General features: G+C 73.5%; 12 protein-coding genes. 8 read left to right on the top strand and 4 right to left on the bottom strand.

The annotated features are described in order from the left end of the window. Window positions 1–480: 480 nt before the first annotated feature. The 6 genes from AB0O82_RS01905 to AB0O82_RS01930 all read left to right on the top strand — a co-directional run bounded on the left by AB0O82_RS01905 (window position 481) and on the right by AB0O82_RS01930 (window position 9,069). Window positions 481–2,910: a SulP family inorganic anion transporter gene (locus tag AB0O82_RS01905; RefSeq protein WP_363579678.1), complete on the top strand. Its 2,430-nt coding sequence runs from the start codon at window positions 481–483 to the stop codon at window positions 2,908–2,910. A 242-nt stretch (window positions 2,911–3,152) separates the two neighbouring features. Beyond that, complete coding sequence (gene acs, locus AB0O82_RS01910; protein ID WP_363579679.1) at window positions 3,153–5,108, top strand: acetate--CoA ligase; 1,956 nt, start codon at window positions 3,153–3,155, stop codon at window positions 5,106–5,108. Window positions 5,109–5,559: 451 nt separating this feature from the next. Further along, window positions 5,560–6,936 carry a Na+/H+ antiporter NhaA gene (gene nhaA, locus AB0O82_RS01915; protein ID WP_363579680.1) on the top strand — a complete coding sequence of 459 codons (1,377 nt, stop codon included), beginning with the start codon at window positions 5,560–5,562 and terminating at the stop codon, window positions 6,934–6,936. A 187-nt stretch (window positions 6,937–7,123) separates the two neighbouring features. Further along, window positions 7,124–7,600 (top strand): phage holin family protein, encoded by a 477-nt coding sequence (locus tag AB0O82_RS01920; protein WP_063348673.1) that lies wholly within the window; start codon window positions 7,124–7,126, stop codon window positions 7,598–7,600. A gap of 95 nt (window positions 7,601–7,695) precedes the next feature. After that, complete coding sequence (locus AB0O82_RS01925) at window positions 7,696–8,715, top strand: alpha/beta hydrolase (RefSeq protein WP_363579681.1); 1,020 nt, start codon at window positions 7,696–7,698, stop codon at window positions 8,713–8,715. Between the two features lie 144 nt (window positions 8,716–8,859). After that, window positions 8,860–9,069, top strand: coding sequence for a hypothetical protein (locus AB0O82_RS01930; RefSeq protein WP_063348672.1), 210 nt, complete (start codon window positions 8,860–8,862; stop codon window positions 9,067–9,069). Between the two features lie 113 nt (window positions 9,070–9,182). Here AB0O82_RS01930 and AB0O82_RS01935 read toward each other — a convergent pair whose 3' ends face one another. The 4 genes from AB0O82_RS01935 to nth all read right to left on the bottom strand — a co-directional run bounded on the left by AB0O82_RS01935 (window position 9,183) and on the right by nth (window position 12,905). Next, window positions 9,183–9,884, bottom strand: a complete 702-nt coding sequence (locus tag AB0O82_RS01935; RefSeq protein ID WP_363579682.1) for a metal-dependent hydrolase — start codon at window positions 9,882–9,884, stop codon at window positions 9,183–9,185. A 150-nt stretch (window positions 9,885–10,034) separates the two neighbouring features. Further along, entirely contained in the window at window positions 10,035–11,219 is a 1,185-nt protein-coding gene (locus AB0O82_RS01940; RefSeq protein ID WP_363579683.1) for a MarP family serine protease, read from the bottom strand. Between the two features lie 46 nt (window positions 11,220–11,265). Next, the gene (locus tag AB0O82_RS01945) at window positions 11,266–12,033 is read right to left on the bottom strand and encodes a CoA pyrophosphatase (RefSeq protein ID WP_363579684.1); all 768 of its coding nucleotides are present in this window, start codon (window positions 12,031–12,033) and stop codon (window positions 11,266–11,268) included. Then, window positions 12,030–12,905, bottom strand: coding sequence for an endonuclease III (gene nth, locus AB0O82_RS01950; RefSeq protein WP_363579685.1), 876 nt, complete (start codon window positions 12,903–12,905; stop codon window positions 12,030–12,032). The genes AB0O82_RS01945 and nth overlap by 4 nt, the downstream gene beginning before the upstream one ends. Before the next feature lie 147 nt (window positions 12,906–13,052). Here nth and AB0O82_RS01955 point away from each other — a divergent pair, with 147 nt between their 5' ends. Together AB0O82_RS01955 and AB0O82_RS01960 are read left to right on the top strand one after the other, a co-directional pair. Next, window positions 13,053–14,588 (top strand): FAD-dependent oxidoreductase, encoded by a 1,536-nt coding sequence (locus AB0O82_RS01955; protein WP_363579686.1) that lies wholly within the window; start codon window positions 13,053–13,055, stop codon window positions 14,586–14,588. Beyond that, window positions 14,585–15,988, top strand: coding sequence for a glutamate-cysteine ligase family protein (locus AB0O82_RS01960; protein ID WP_363579687.1), 1,404 nt, complete (start codon window positions 14,585–14,587; stop codon window positions 15,986–15,988). Before AB0O82_RS01955 ends, AB0O82_RS01960 begins: the two co-directional genes overlap by 4 nt. Window positions 15,989–16,014: the final 26 nt, after the last annotated feature.

Genomic DNA, 16,014 nt, shown 5'->3' on the forward strand with positions numbered 1-16,014 from the left:
CGCCCCGGCGGGGGCGCGCCCCTCCCGCCGCACCGCCCGAACGGGCCGGCCCCCTCCCCCCTTCCCCGGGGAGGGCCACGGCCCGTTCCGCACGTCCGGACCGCCCGGCGCCACCGAACGCCCGGCCGTCCCCGGCTCCGCCAGCAGATTCCCAGCGGTTCGAACACCACCCAATGGGGTGAATCGGGGGGTTTTCCCCTTCCCTCCCGGAATGACGCTGTGCAAAGCTTTCATTACCCTCGGTTTACCGAGTCTTGATGGTCCGTCCCGACGGCCCTCGGCGAGACGTCCCGCACCTCGCCCAGGTCCCTGGCGGGCCCTGATGGTCGAGGTCCGGCCGGTGACACCCGCACTCCCCGCCGCGCCCACGCCATCCCGCCACACCGTCGCGACCCACGACAGCCGATCCGCCCCGGAGCCCCACCCCGGACTCACCGCCGGACCTGACTGCGTTCGTTCCCCCGGACAGACGGGAAGACAATGACCCTCGACATCTCCAGCGCCCCCATCGCCTCCGACACCACCGACCACGCGCCACCGGGCCCCGGCACCAAGGCCCGCTGGGCCCAGGACCTCTCAGCCTCCCTGGTGGTCTTCCTGATCGCCGTGCCGTTCTCCCTCGGCATCGCACTCGCCACCGGCGCCCCGCTCACCGCCGGCCTCGCCGCCGCGGCCGTCGGCGGCATCGTCGTCGGGCTGTTCGGCGGCACCCCGCTCCAGGTCAGCGGCCCCTCCGCCGCGCTGACCGTGATCACCGCCGGACTGATCGTCCAGTACGGGTGGCGGGCCACCTGCGCCATCACCCTGGCCGCCGGGCTGCTCCAACTCCTGCTCGGCGTGCGCCGGGTGGCCCGGACCGCGCTCGCCGTCTCGCCCGCCATCGTGCACGGCATGCTGGCCGGGGTCGGGCTCACCATCGCCATCGCGCAGCTGCACGTCGTCCTCGGCGGCTCCCCGCAGAGCTCCGCGATCGCCAACCTCCTCGCGCTGCCAGGCCAGTTGGCCGGGCCGCACCCGCCCGCGCTGCTGGCCGGATCGGTGACCGCGGCCGTCCTGCTGGGCTGGCCCCGACTCGGTCGGCTCCCCGGCCGCGCGGGCGAGTTCGGCGCCAGGCTGGCCAAGGTGCCGGGCCCGCTGGCCGCCGTCGCCACCGCGACCGCGCTCGCCCTGGCCCTGGACCTGCGGCTCGCCCACATCGGGCTGCCCGCCTGGCAGCCGCACGCCCTCGTGCCCGCGCTGCCGCACGGCCCGCTGGCCGGAGTGCTGGCCGCCGTCCTGACCGTCACCGCCGTCGCCAGCGTGGAGTCGCTGCTGTCCGCCGTCGCGGTCGACCGGATGTCCCGCCGCACCGGCGACCTCGACCGCGAACTGCGCGGCCAGGGCCTGGCCAACATCGTCAGCGGGCTGGTCGGCGGGCTGCCCGTCGCCGGCGGCGCCGTCCGCAGCACCGCCAACGTGCGGGCCGGCGGCCAGAGCAGGTGGTCCTCGGTGCTGCACGGCGTCTGGGTGCTCGCCGCCGCACTGGCGCTGACCGGCGGGCTGCGCCGGATCCCGCTGGCCGCGCTGGCCGCGCTGGTGCTGGTGGTCGGGCTGCAGATGGTGAGCTTCGCGCACATCCGCAACGTGCACCGGCACCGCGAGTTCCCGGTCTACCTGACCACCGTGCTCGCCGTGGTGGCGCTCGGCGTGCTGTGGGGCGTCGCGCTCGGCGCCGGCACCGCCGTGCTGCTCGCGCTCTACCGGCTGACCCGCGCCCACGTGGACGTGCTGGCCGGCCCGGCGGGCGCGGTCACCGTCCAGACGCACGGGCCGCTCACCTTCACCGCCGTGCCCCGGCTGAGCCGGGCGCTGGCCGGGATCCCCTCCGGCTCCGAGGTCACCGTGGTCCACGACGGCTCCTTCCTGGACCACGCCGCGTACGAGACGCTGCACAGTTGGCGGACGGGCCACCAGGCCGCGGGCGGCCGGGTCTCGATGGTGACGCGCCGCAGGGACGACGAGGTGCTCGACCCCGACGGGACCGTCCGGGCGGGCAGTTCACCCGGTCCGCACCGCTGCCGGGCCTGGACGCCCTGGGTCGGCCACCACTGCATCGAGCAGCAGGAGGACCCACACGGCCGACTGCTGGACGGCGTCCGGGTGTTCCAGCAGCACACCGCCCCGCTGATCCGGCCCGAACTCGCCCGGCTGGCCCGGGAGGGGCAGACGCCCTCCCAGCTCTTCCTGACCTGCGCGGACTCCCGGATGGTCACCAGCATGATCACCAACAGCGGCCCGGGGGACCTGTTCACCGTCCGCAACGTCGGCAATCTGGTGCCGGCCCCGTACGAGCCCGGCGCGGCCGACGACTCGGTGGCGGCCGCGGTGCAGTACGCGGTCGAGGTCCTGGAGGTCGGCTCGATCACGGTCTGCGGCCACTCCGGCTGCGGCGCGATGAAGGCCCTGCTGGACGGCGTGCACGAGCGCCCCGGGCCGCCCACCCCGCTGGCCCGCTGGCTGCGCAACGGCCGCGGCTCGCTGGACCGGCTCCGCCGGATCCCCGCCGGGTTCGACGCGCGGCCGGTGGTGGACCTGGTGGAGCAGCTCTGCATCACCAACGTGGTCCAGCAGCTGGACCAGCTGCTGGCCAACCCGGCCGTGGAGCGCCGGGTGGAGGAGGGCACCCTGCGACTGGTCGGGATGTACTTCGACTTCGCGACCGCCCAGGCCTACGTGCTCGACCGGGCCGAGGGGACGTTCAGTCCGATCGAGGCGCGCATCGGGACGGCAGCGGCCGGAACCACGGCCGGCCGGGCAGCGCCAGGGGCACCGCCGACCGGGTCGCCGGCGGGCGACACGCCCGAACGGGTGAATGAAGATGGCCGGGTTCCCGCCGACGGCGCCGAGGACGGCCCCCGGCTGGCCGCCTGAGAGCCGGGCCCGCGTCCCCGCCGGGCGGGCCGGGGCGCGGGCCCTCCGGCCGTCGTACGGCGCACCGCCCAGAGGCGGTACGCCGTACGATGGTCCGTTCGACTGCCGGTCAAAGGTCTACACCAATTACCCGGAGGCTCTTGTCAAGTGCCCCATTCGCCTGGTGAGCTGTGCGCTGGGACACACGGGACAATCCCCACGCACGGGATCGTCTCCGATCATGACTCGATGAGGAGTGCGCGTTGAGCAACGAGAGCCTGGCCAACCTGCTCAAGGAGGAGCGGCGATTCGCCCCGCCGGCAGAGCTCGCCGCCGCCGCCAACGTCACCGCGGCCGCGTACGCGCAGGCCTCCGAGGACCGCCTGGGCTTCTGGGCCGAGCAGGCCCGCCGCCTCAGCTGGGCCGTCGAGCCGACCGAGACGCTGGACTGGTCCAACCCGCCCTTCGCCAAGTGGTTCGCCGACGGCAAGCTCAACGTGGCCTACAACTGCGTCGACCGCCACGTCGAGGCCGGACTCGGCGACCGGGTCGCGATCCACTTCGAGGGCGAGCCCGGCGACAGCCGCTCGATCACCTACGCCCAGCTCAAGGACGAGGTCTCGCAGGCCGCCAACGCGCTGCTGGAGCTCGGCGTCCGCAAGGGCGACCGGGTCGCGGTCTACCTGCCGATGATCGCCGAGGCGGTCGTCGCGATGCTCGCCTGTGCCCGGATCGGCGCCACCCACTCGGTGGTCTTCGGCGGCTTCTCCGCCGACGCCGTCGCCTCCCGCATCGAGGACGCCCAGGCCAAGCTCGTCATCACCGCCGACGGCGGCTACCGCCGCGGCAAGCCGTCCGCGCTCAAGCCGGCCATCGACGAGGCGCTCACCAAGGTCGACGGCGTCGAGCACGTCCTGGTGATCCGCCGCACCGGGCAGGACATCGCCTGGACCGAGGGCCGTGACGTCTGGTGGCACGAGATCACCGCGCGCCAGTCCACCGAGCACACCCCCGAGGCGCACGACGCCGAGCACCCGCTGTTCATCCTCTACACCTCGGGCACCACCGGTAAGCCCAAGGGCATCCTGCACACCTCGGGCGGCTACCTCACCCAGGCCAGCTACACCCACCACGCGGTCTTCGACCTCAAGCCGGAGACCGACGTCTACTGGTGCACCGCCGACATCGGCTGGGTCACCGGCCACTCGTACATCGTCTACGGCCCGCTCTCCAACGGCGCCACCCAGGTCATCTACGAGGGCACCCCGGACACCCCGCACCAGGGCCGGTTCTGGGAGATCGTCCAGAAGTACGGCGTGACGATCCTCTACACCGCGCCGACCGCGATCCGCACCTTCATGAAGTGGGGCGACGACATCCCCGCGAAGTTCGACCTGTCCTCGCTGCGGGTGCTGGGCAGCGTCGGCGAGCCGATCAACCCCGAGGCCTGGATCTGGTACCGCGAGCACATCGGCGCCGGCAGGACCCCGATCGTGGACACCTGGTGGCAGACCGAGACCGGCGCCATGATGATCAGCCCGCTGCCGGGCGTCACCGAGACCAAGCCGGGTTCGGCCCAGCGCGCCCTGCCGGGCATCGCGGCCACCGTGGTCGACGACGAGGCCAACGAGGTCCCGAACGGCTCCGGCGGCTACCTGGTGCTCACCGAGCCGTGGCCGTCCATGCTGCGCACCATCTGGGGCGACGACCAGCGCTACATCGACACCTACTGGTCGCGCTTCGCGGGCCGCTACTTCGCCGGTGACGGCGCCAAGAAGGACGAGGACGGCGACATCTGGCTGCTCGGCCGGGTCGACGACGTCATGCTCGTCTCGGGCCACAACATCTCCACCACCGAGGTCGAGTCGGCCCTGGTCGGCCACCCGTCGGTGGCCGAGTCCGCCGTGGTCGGCGCCGCGGACGCCACCACCGGCCAGGCCATCGTCGCCTTCGTGATCCTGCGCGGCGGCGCCACCGAGAGCCCGGAGCTGGTCGAGGAGCTACGCGCGCACGTCGGCCGCACGCTCGGCCCGATCGCCAAGCCGAAGCAGGTCAAGGTGGTCGGCGAGCTGCCGAAGACCCGCTCCGGCAAGATCATGCGCCGTCTCCTGCGCGACATCGCCGAGGGCCGCGAGGTCGGTGACACCACCACCCTCGCCGACAGCACGGTGATGAGCCAGATCCAGGCCCAGCTGCCGCCGGCGGGTGGCAACGGCTGAGCCGGCCGACACGGTGAAGCGTGCCCCGGGCGGTGGTCACCGCCCGGGGCACAGCGATGCCGTGAGTCCGAAGCCCGCTTCCGGTCGGCCGCCGGGGTGTGCCAGCGGGGCGGCCGGGGCCGGGCGGCGCCTGCGACCGACGGCAAGGGCGACGGAGACCACAGGGACGACAGAGACGACAGGGACGGCAGGGCCGCGTTCACCCGTCTGCGAGCGGCCTAGGCCATTCGGGTGCCGTGCCACTGCTCCTCCGGAGTGCAGAACCACCCCTCAGGGCTTAAGTCCTTTAATAGGACAATCCGGATGTCACCCGAACGATCCCCTAGACTGTTAACGACGCATCAAGATCCCTGAACGGGAATCCGAGCGTCACAGGGCGCGCCGGGAAGTCTGGTCGGCAACTGCACCACACGTGCATCCGTTGCCGCTCCCAGCCCCTCAGGAGGTCCTCGTGACCGAACAGCCGCCCGTCCACGAGCCGACGACCCGCCGCCGGCAGCTGCTCGGCCGGCTGTCCCTGCCCGAGCGGACGTTCATCACCGACGCCCTGCGCACCGAGACCGTCGGCGGCATCCTGCTGCTGCTCGCCGCCGTGGTCGCACTGGTCTGGGCCAACGTCTGGCCGCACGCGTACGAGAGCGTCCTCGACTACACCGTCGGGCCGTCCGCCCCGCTGCACCTCGACCTCACCCTCGGCAACTGGGCCAAGGACGGCCTGCTGACGATCTTCTTCTTCGTGGCCGGGATCGAGCTCAAGCGCGAGTTCGTCGCGGGCGAGCTGCGCACCCCGAGCGCCGCGCTGCTCCCGGTGGTGGCCGCCGTCTGCGGGGTCGCGCTGCCGGCGATCCTGTTCGCCCTCGTCAACTCGGGCAGCGGCGGTCACCCCAGCGGTTGGGCCATCCCGACCGCCACCGACATCGCCTTCGCGCTCGGCGTGCTGGCCGTGGTCGGCAGCCACCTGCCGTCCGCCCTGCGCGCCTTCCTGCTCACCCTCGCCGTGGTGGACGACCTGATCGCGATCCTGATCATCGCGGTCTTCTACAGCTCCGGCATCAAGTTCTGGGCGCTCGGCCTGGCCTTCGCCGGCCTGGTGCTGTTCTGGTTCCTGCACCGGCGCGGGGTGCACGGCTGGTACCTGTTCGTGCCGCTGGCCGTCGTGAACTGGGCGCTGATGCACGAGAGCGGCATCCACGCCACGGTCGCGGGCGTCGCGATGGGCCTGATGCTGCGCTGCCACCGGGAGGGCGACGAGCAGCACTCCCCCGGCGAGCACATCGAGCACCTGGTCCGTCCGCTCTCGGCCGGCCTGGCCGTCCCGGTGTTCGCGCTGTTCGCCGCCGGGGTGACGATCTCCGGCCCGACGCTGCGCGAGGTGTTCACCCAGGCCACGCCGCTCGGCATCGTCATCGGCCTGCTGGTCGGCAAGACGGTGGGCATATTCGGCGGCACGTGGCTGGCCGCCCGGTTCACCCGGGCCGAGCTGAACCCGAAGCTCAAGTGGGCCGACATGTTCGCGGTCTCGGTGCTCGCGGGCATCGGCTTCACCGTCTCGCTGCTGATCAGCGAACTGGCGTTCCGCGACGACCTGGCCCTCGCCGACCTCTCCAAGACGGCCGTCCTGGTCGGCTCGCTGCTCTGCGCGACGGTGGCCACCGTGCTGCTCAAGCTCCGCAACCGGCACTACCGCGAGCTGTGCGAGGAGGAGGACCGGGACGTGGACGGCGACGGCGTCCCGGACGTCTACCAGGAGGACGACCCGGCCTGGCGGGCCCGGACCGCCGAACTCGCCCCTCGGCCCGACGGCGAGGGGCCGGAGAAGCCCCGCTGAGGCCCGCCAGCGGCCCGGCAGCGCCCGGACACGTCCCCCCGGCGGGGCCCCGGAGTGGTGTGCGACTGACCGGTAGGGGCATGATTCTGAGCTGTCGACAGTCCACTGACGCCTCCGGGCCCCTCCGGCCCCCCGAACCGCACCACGCGGCGGCGTCACGCCGCACAGCCGCAGAGGAGAACCGCTGATGCCCGCAGGAGCCGCAGACCCGTCCAGCAACGGCCGGGCGCCCTACGAGGGCGAGCGTTCGGTGGGGCAGCTGTTCGCGGCGGCCACCGCCGACCTGTCCGCACTGGTCCACGACGAGATCGCGCTCGCCAAGGCCGAGATCCGGGCGGACGTCAAGCGCGGCGTCTCCGGGGGCGTCTCGCTGGGCGTCGCCGCCGTGGTGGCGCTGGCCGCCGTCCCGATGCTGAGCGCCGCGGCGGCCTTCGGCATCCACGCGCTGGGCCTGTCGCTCGGTTGGTCGTTCCTCATCGTGGCCGGCGCCTACCTGCTGCTCGCGGTGCTGCTCGGGCTGATGGCCTGGCGCTCGTTCAAGCGGATCGAGAAGCCGCACCGCACCATCGAGGGCGCCCAGAAGACCGCCGACGTGCTGAAGAACGCCCGGCCGCGCCCGGCCACCAAGGAGGAGATCGACCGGGCCCTGGGCCGCATCCCGTAACGGCCCTTCCGGTGGCGGCGCACAGCCGCCCGCCCGGACCCGCCGGGAGCGAGTACCGGGCGCCGTCCGGCGCACGGATGTGACACGCTCTCGGTATGCCGCTTGACCAGAAGCCCGTGCCCGCGCAGCCGTCCGCCGACTCCGGACCCGACCTGGCACCCGGGGGGGAGCCCGCCGAGGAGACCCCCGACACCGCCCCCGACGGCGGCGCCGAGGCCTGGAGCGTCCGGCAGAGCGGCCCGTGGACGCACCGCGACCTCGCGGCCAACGGCGCCCGGTTCCACATCGCCGAGCTGGGCTCGGGCCCGCTGGTGCTGCTGGTGCACGGCTGGCCCGAGTACTGGTGGGCCTGGCGCCACCAGCTGACCGCGCTCGCCGAGGCCGGCTACCGGGCGGTGGCGCTCGACCTGCGGGGCATCGGCGGCAGCGACCGCACCCCGCGCGGGTACGACCCGGGCAACCTCGCCCTGGACATCACCGGGGTGATCCGCTCGCTCGGCGAACGCCGGGCGCACCTGGTCGGGCACGCCGCCGGCGGCACGCTGGCCTGGGTGGCGGCGGTGATGCGCCCGTCGGTGATCCAGAGCCTCACCGTGGTCTCCGCCGCGCACCCCCGGGACCTGCGCCGGGCCCTGCTGACCGACCGCCGCCAGGCGGCCGCCTTCGAGCACGTGCTGGGCTTCCAGCGGCCGTGGATACCGGAACGCCGCCTGGTGGCCGACGACGCCGCGCTGGTCGGCCGCTACCTGGACGCCTGGGCCGGTCCGAACCGGCTGGACGAGGAGGCGGTGCACGCGTACCGGCAGGCCATCCAGATCCCCAGCACGGCGCACTGCTCGATCGAGCCGTACCGCTGGCTGCTGCGCTCGATGGCGCGCCCGGACGGCATCCAGTTCGCCCGGCGGATGAAGAAGCCGATCACGGCGCCGACCCTGCACGTCCAGGGCGCGGCGGACCCGGTGCTGCTGTCGCACACCGCGCTGGGCGGCGGCGAGTACGTGGCGGCGCCGTACCGCTGGCGGCTGATGCCGGGAGTCGGGCACTTCCCGCACGAGGAGGCCCCGGAGCAGTTCACCGCGGAGTTGCTGGACTGGGTCGGCCGTCACAAGGAGTGACGGTGCAGGAGCGGCGAAGGGGCCGGGCGGGAAGGGCCCTTGGTCCCAACTCCCTTGATCTGACGCACATATGACAACCGCATAGGCCAATTTCGACGCGTGCCCGGCGGTTACCCCCACCGGCCCAGGGGCATCCATTCCGGTATGACCTGGATGCCCGATCGCGGCGGCGCCCCGCGCGCCCGACGCCACAACAGCTCCCAACGCTCCGCCCACCGCCCCGACTGGGCGGACGACCTCGGCTACGACGGCCCCGACCGCCGTCCGCGCCCGGCGCAGCGGCAGCTCGGCATCCCCCGCATCCTCGGCCGGCGCGCCCGCTGGGTCGGCGCACGACTGCGGCGCGAGACCTGAGGCCTCGCGCCGCGTCATCCGGCCGGTCGGTCCCGTCGGCCGGGTCGGCCGGGTCGGCCGGGTCGGCCGGCCGATCGGTTCGGCCGGTCAGGCCGGACGGTCAGGCCGGCCGGTCAGTTCACGATCGTCGGCGACACCGCGGTGAACCAGAGCAGGACGAAGGTCGCCACCGACATGATCGGCACCAGCACCTTGGTCTCGACGTTGTTGCCGCTGCGCTTGATCAGCACCACCTCGTAGCGCTCCTTGTGCGGCCAGAGCAGCGGCGCGCCCTTCTTGGTCAGGCAGTCGCCCAGCAGGTGCGCCAGGGTGCCCAGCGCCACCGCGTACGGCAGCCAGCCCGGCGAGTTCGGCATCCAGGTGTTCATCCCGAAGGTGCCGAGCGCGGACAGCCCGATGACGGTGATCCAGCTCTCCGGGCCGTCCCCCGGCGGGCAGAGCCGCAGCGCCCGGATCGCGAGCGCGATCAGGAAGAACGTCAGCACCAGGGTGAAGTTGCGGCCCAGGTAGGTGACGCCCGCCCAGGTGCCGGCGCCCATCAGCGCGACGAACAGCAGCGAGTGGGTGGCGTGCCGGTGCCCGCCGGAGGCCCAGGCCACGAAGCGGCAGAGCGCTTTGGAGATCGGCCCCAGGAAGTTGGCGATCGAGCCGTCGTGGTGGTCGAGGTCCGGCAGCAGGGCCGCCCCCGCGCACAGCACCGTGCCCATCAGTATGTCCGCCGGCTGCAGCGTGGTGTGCAGCAGCAGCGGGGGCAGGAACGGTGCGGAGGCGGCGTACAGCATCGCCCCACTGACCGCGTGCGAGTGACCCATCATCGGACTACCACGACCTCCCGTAAGACTCACTCCGGGACGGCGCCCGGTTGAGCCGAACGGGTGAGCGCGGCAGAGGCTACCAGGGCGGACTGACGGTGTGACGGATATCGGATCGTCGGATCCGGCGCGTCGGAGCGCCCCGGGGCCCGGTCAGAGCGCGCAGCCCTGGGTGTCCACCCGGGTGCTCGCGGTGCCGCCCTTCTCCGCGTCCTCCCGCACCTCGGCCGCGGTCAGCACGTACCCGGTGTCGGCGCTGTCCAGCGACTTGGCGAACACCACGCCGTAGACCTGGCCGTCCGGGGTGAGCAGCGGGCCGCCGCTGTTGCCCTGGCGGACCAGCGAGCGGACCGAGTAGACGTCGCGGACCACCTGGCCGCGGTGGTAGATGTCCGGGCCGTTGGCCTGGATCCGGCCGCGGATACGGGCCGGCTGGACGTTGAAGGCGCCGTTCTCCGGGAAGCCCGCCACGATCGCGCTGTCGTTGGTCTTCGCCTCGCCCGCGAACGACAGCGGGGGCGCGTTCAGCTTGGGCACGTCCAGGACGGCGATGTCGCGCTGCCAGTCGTAGCGGACCACCGTCGCGTCGTACAGCTGGCCGACCCCGCCGATCTGCACGGTCGGCTCGTCGACCCCGCCGACCACGTGGGCGTTGGTCATCACCCGGTGCGGGGCGAAGACGAAACCGCTGCCCTCCAGGGTCTTGCTGCAGGAGGTGGCGGTGCCGACCACCTTGACCAGGCTCTGCTTGGCCCGCGCCACCGCCGGGCTGCCGGCCAGCGCCGGGTCGGGGGTGTCGACCTGGGTGATCGGCTCGTGCTCGAAGGGGTTGAAGACCTGCGGGAAGCCGTTGCGGGCCAGCACCTTGGAGAAGTCCGAGAACCAGTTCGGCGCGTCGTCGGGCAGCGCGTTCTGCACGCCGCCGAGGATCGCCGAGGAGCGGACCTGCTTGGACACCGTCGGCAGCGACGCCCCGGCCAGCGCCGAGCCGATCAGCCAGGCCACCAGCAGCATCGAGACCACGTTCACGGCCGCGCCGCCGGTCGCGTCCAGCACCCGCGCCGGACGGCGGCCGATGTGGCCCCGGAGCTTCCAGCCGAAGTGCGCGGTGACCGCCTGGCCGATCGCGGCGCACACGATCACCACCACCACGGCCACCACCGAGGCCGTCGTGCCCGGGCTGAGGTGGTCGAGCAGCAGCGGCAGCAGTTGGACGGCCAGCAGGCCGCCGCCCAGGAAGCCGACCAGGGACAGGACACCCACGACGAAGCCCTGCCGGTAGCCCGACACGGCGAATGCCACGGCAGCGGCGATCAGCAGCACATCCAGGACGTTCACCCGGACACCCTCCCACGGCCCGCGGCCCGGCCGTGCAGACGGCCCCTCACGTGGGACCGGCGTCGCCGCCGGGCAGCGCCCGGGAGTGGTCGAGATCGCCCTGCACCAGGGCCAGCGCCTCGTCCGAGAGGTCGACGATCCGGGACGGGTCCCAGGGCAGCTCCAGCCCGCCGTGGTGCAGCACCCGGTCGATCACCCCGGCCGTGAACCCCCAGACCAGCCGCCCGGCCACCGCGAAGGCCGGCCCCACGTGCCCGGACGGGTGGCGCAGCCGCACCCGGTTCGCCGGGTCGGCCAGATCGGCGACCGGCACCCGGAACACCGCACCGGTCTCGCCCTGGTCCACCGGCCGCACCGGCGACTCCTCGCGCCACCAGCCCAGCACCGGCGTCACCACGAACCGGCTGACCGGGATGTACAGCGCCGGCAGCACCGCGAACACCTGCACCCCGGCCGGGTCCAGCCCGGTCTCCTCCCAGGCCTCGCGCAGCGCCGCCGCGACCGGGCCAGGGCCGTCCGGGTCACCGTCCTCCGGATCCAGCGCGCCGCCCGGGAAGGACGGCTGCCCGGCGTGCGAGCGCAGCGAACGGGCCCGCTCGATCAGCAGCAGGTCCGGCCCGTCCGGGCCCTCGCCGAACAGCATCAGCACCGCCGCCGCCCGGCCGCCCTCCACCGGCGGCAGGAAGCGGCTCAGCTGCTCCGGCAGCACCCGCTCGGCCGCCTCCCGCACCGGCTCCAGCCAGGCCGGCAGGCCGTCCGCCTCGACCACCCGCACCGCCGACGGCTCCGGAGTCCGCCGTGCCTCGCGGGTCACTCGCCCACCGCCAGGTCCGCGATCCGCCCCTGGTGCTCGGCGGCGTCGGCCCGGGCGGCGGCCTCCCCCGGGAAGTCCCCCGGCGGCCTCAGCCGCTGCCCGGGCTGCCCGCCCAGCTCGTACTTGAGCAGCTTGCGCGCCTTCTCCGGGTCGGTCTCGCCCTCCCCGTACGACGGGCAGAGCGGCGCGACCGGGCAGGCGCCGCAGGCGGGCTTGCGGGAGTGGCAGATCCGGCGGCCGTGGAAGACCACCCGGTGCGACAGCATCGTCCACTCCGACTTCGGGAAGATCTCGGCGACGGCCGCCTCGACCTTCACCGGGTCCTCCTCCGCCGTCCAGCCGAACCGCCGGGCCAGCCGCCCGAAATGCGTGTCCACGGTGATCCCGGGCACCCCGAAGGCGTTGCCGAGGACCACGTTGGCGGTCTTGCGGCCCACGCCCGGCAGCGTCACCAGGTCGTCCAGGCGGCCCGGGACCTCGCCGCCGAAGTCGTCGCGCAGGGCGATCGAGAGGCCGATCAGCGACTTCGCCTTGTTCCGGAAGAACCCGGTCGGGCGGATGACCTCCTCCAGCTCCTCCGGGTTCGCGGCCGCCATGTCCTCCGGCGTCGGGTACTTCGCGAACAGCGCCGGCGTCGTCTGGTTCACCCGCAGGTCCGTCGTCTGCGCCGACAGCACGGTCGCCACCAGCAGCTGGAACGGGTTCTCGAAGTCCAGTTCCGGATGCGCGTACGGGTACAGCTCCGTCAACTCGCGGTTGATCCGCCGCGCCCGCCGCACCATCGCCAGGTGCGACTCCGGCTTCCCCGGCTTCACCCCCGGCACGGCCTTCGCCTTCGGTGCCGCCGCCGCCCGGACCTTGCTCTCTGCCATGCACGAAGGCTACGCCGAACGGCCGACGGCGGGCAGCGGATCACCGGAGCCCGCGGGAGCCGCGGACCGACCTTCGGATGGGCGCGGTCTGGTGGCTCGCGACGGCGGGCTGCCCCAGGCTGAGGGCTACGACGACGCGAGGTGCCCATGTTCGACGAGAGCTTCGCCTTTCCCAGCGGCCTGCTGCGCCCGGTGACCGGCGCCACCGGACGCGTCGCGGTGATCGGGGCCGGGGTGGCGGGCCTCGTCGCCGCCTACGAGCTCCAGCGCCGGGGCTTCGGCATCGTCCTGTACGAGCGGTCGAACCAACCCGGCGGACGGGTGCGCACGCACCGCTTCTGGGACGGCACGCACGCCGACCTGGGCGCCATGCGCATCCCCGGGAACCACCACTGCGTCCTCCACTACGTGTCCCAGTTCGGCCTGCGGACCAGGCCGTTCGTCAACTTCAACCCGGACGCCTACTACCACCTGCGCGGCCGTCGTGCCCGCGTCCAGGAGGTGCACGCGCTGCACCCGGCGTACGCGCTGCGCGCCGCCGAGAAGCAGGACCCGGTGCGGATCCTGGACCGGCTGCTGACGGCCGCCTGGGAGACGCTCACCCCCGACCAGCGCCGGCGGGTGCTGGACGGCCACTGGGACGACCCGGCGCTCGACCGGCTCGTCTCGGTGTCGCTGTGGCAGTACGTCCACGAGCACCTGTCACAGGACGCCTGGGACCTCCTCGGCCACGCCAGCGGCCTGGTCCACTACGAGCAGTCCTCCCTGCTGGAGGTCCTCGTCGACTACTTCGGCCTGTTCCACGCGGGCCAGGTGGAACTGGTCGACGGCACCGACCGCCTGGTGCACGCGTTCGTACGCCGGCTGCGGCCGAGGACCCTCCAGTTGTCCACCCAGATCGACGAACTCTCGCTGACCCGCCGGGGCGTCCGGGTGCACGGGCGGCGCCTCGGCGGCACGATCACCGAGGACGTCGACTTCGTCGTCTGCTGCGTCCCCGTCCCCGCCCTCGACCAGATCAGCTTCCGGCCCGGCCTGCCCCACCACCAGCGCCACGCGATCCGCGGCATCAGCTACGCCAGCAGCACGAAGACGCTCGTGCACACCAAGCGGCGCGGCTGGGAACTGGACGACCGGATCTTCGGCGGCGGCAGCTTCACCGACATGCCGATCCAGCAGTGCTGGTACCCGTCGGACAACGCCCGGCCCGTCGACGGCCGGACCAACGGGAGCACCGTCGGCAGGCGCTGGGCCGCCCGGGACCCGCAGCGCTCCCACGAGCCCGCGGTGCTCGTCGGCGCCTACCTGTGGGGGGCCAACGCCCGCCGCTTCACCACCCTGCCGCCGGCCGACCGCGACCTGCTGGTCCTGAAGTGCCTGGAACGGCTGCACCCCGGCATCCTCCGCGACGCGGACGACATCGTGCACTGGAACTGGGACGACCAGGTCGGCATGGGCGGCGGCGCCTTCGCCCACCTCGCGCCCGGCGAGCACACCCGGTACCTGACCGGGCTCGGCGCCCCGCACCCGACCGACGACCCGAGGATCTTCTTCGCCGGGGAGCACCTGTCCGGAGCGCACGCCTGGATGCAGGGCGCCGCCCAGTCGGCCCTGGCCGTGGTCGGCCAGGTGATCGACCGGGGGCAGCACGCCGACGACACCGCCCGGCTGCGGGCCGGGTGAGCGCGGCACCGGCGCCCCGGCGCCGACCCGGCGAACAGAGCGGCGGCCCGGCGACGGGAGCGGCGCTGCGCCGCGACGACCTCGGACCGCTGCTCGCCCCGGCGGCGTCCGCGACCGAGCGGATCGGGCTGGAGATCGAGAACGGCATCGTCGACCCGGAAACCGGGCTGGCCGCCCCCTACGAGGGGAGGAACGGCGTCCGGGCCGTCCTGGAGGCCGTCCTCGCCGAATGGGGCGGCACGGACCGGCGCGACAACGGTCGGCTGACCGGCGTGGACCTGACGGACACCGCCCAGATCACGCTCGAACACGGCGGCCAGGTCGAGTACTCCTCCGCCCCGGCCGCCGACCTGGCCACGGCCGTGGACGACATGCGGGCCACGATGGAGCGCCTCGCGGGACTCGTCGGGCGCTTCGGCCTGGCCCTCCTGCCCGGCGGCAACCTCCCCTTCGACCGGCTCGACACCGTCTCCTGGGTGCCGATGCTCCGCGGTGCCGTCATGCGCGACTTCTTCGACCGGATCGGCGAGGCCGGCAGCGGGGCCCCGAAGATCATGTCGATGTCGCTGTCCACCCAGGTGCACCTGGACTACCTGTCCGACGAGGACTTCACCCAGAAGCTGCGGATGCTGACCGCCGCGTCCCCGGTGGTCGCCGCACTCCTCGTCAACTCGCCGCTCCAGGGCGGCCGATCGAACGGGCTGCTCTCGCACAGGTCGCAGAACTGGCTGCGGATGGACCCGCGCCGCTGCGGCGTCCTGCCGCCCGCGCTGCGGCCCGACGTGACCGCCGACGACGTCATCGACTGGGCGCTGGGGATCCCGATGATCTACTACCGCGACCCGGACGGACGGTACCGGCTCGCCCCCGACCGGCCGTTCGCCGAGATCCTGCGGCAGGGCTTCGACGACGGCACCATGCCGACCTTCGACCACTGGGTCTCCCACATGTCGCAGATCTGGACGGACGTCAGAGTCCGCCGGACCCTGGAACTGCGGGCCGGGGACGGCCCGCCGTACCCGCACATCCCGGCCGTACCGGCACTGTGGACGGGGCTCGCCTACCACCCCCCGTCGCGGACGGCGGCCTGGGAACTGCTGCGCCACCACGGCGTGGCGGAGCACCGCGCGGCGAAGGCCCGGCTCCCCGCCGACGGCCTGGACACCCTGCTCGGCGGCGACCGGGTCCGCGAACTCGCGGCGGAACTCGTCCGGCTCGCCCGGGCAGGCCTGCGGGCCCGGGTTCGCGCCGGCCTGGAACAGCCGAAGGTGCTGGACTACCTCGACCCGCTCGACGAGGTGCTGCGCACCGGGCAGACCTTCGCGGAGCAGTGCACGGCCCGCTGGGACACCGACCTCCGCCGCGACCCCCGCCGCTACGTCGCGGCCTTCCGCGTCTGAGCCCCCGTCCGACACGGCCGTCCGGC

Origin of the sequence: Kitasatospora sp. NPDC088264, from assembly GCF_040685715.1 — a bacterium.
GTDB lineage: Bacteria > Actinomycetota > Actinomycetes > Streptomycetales > Streptomycetaceae > Kitasatospora.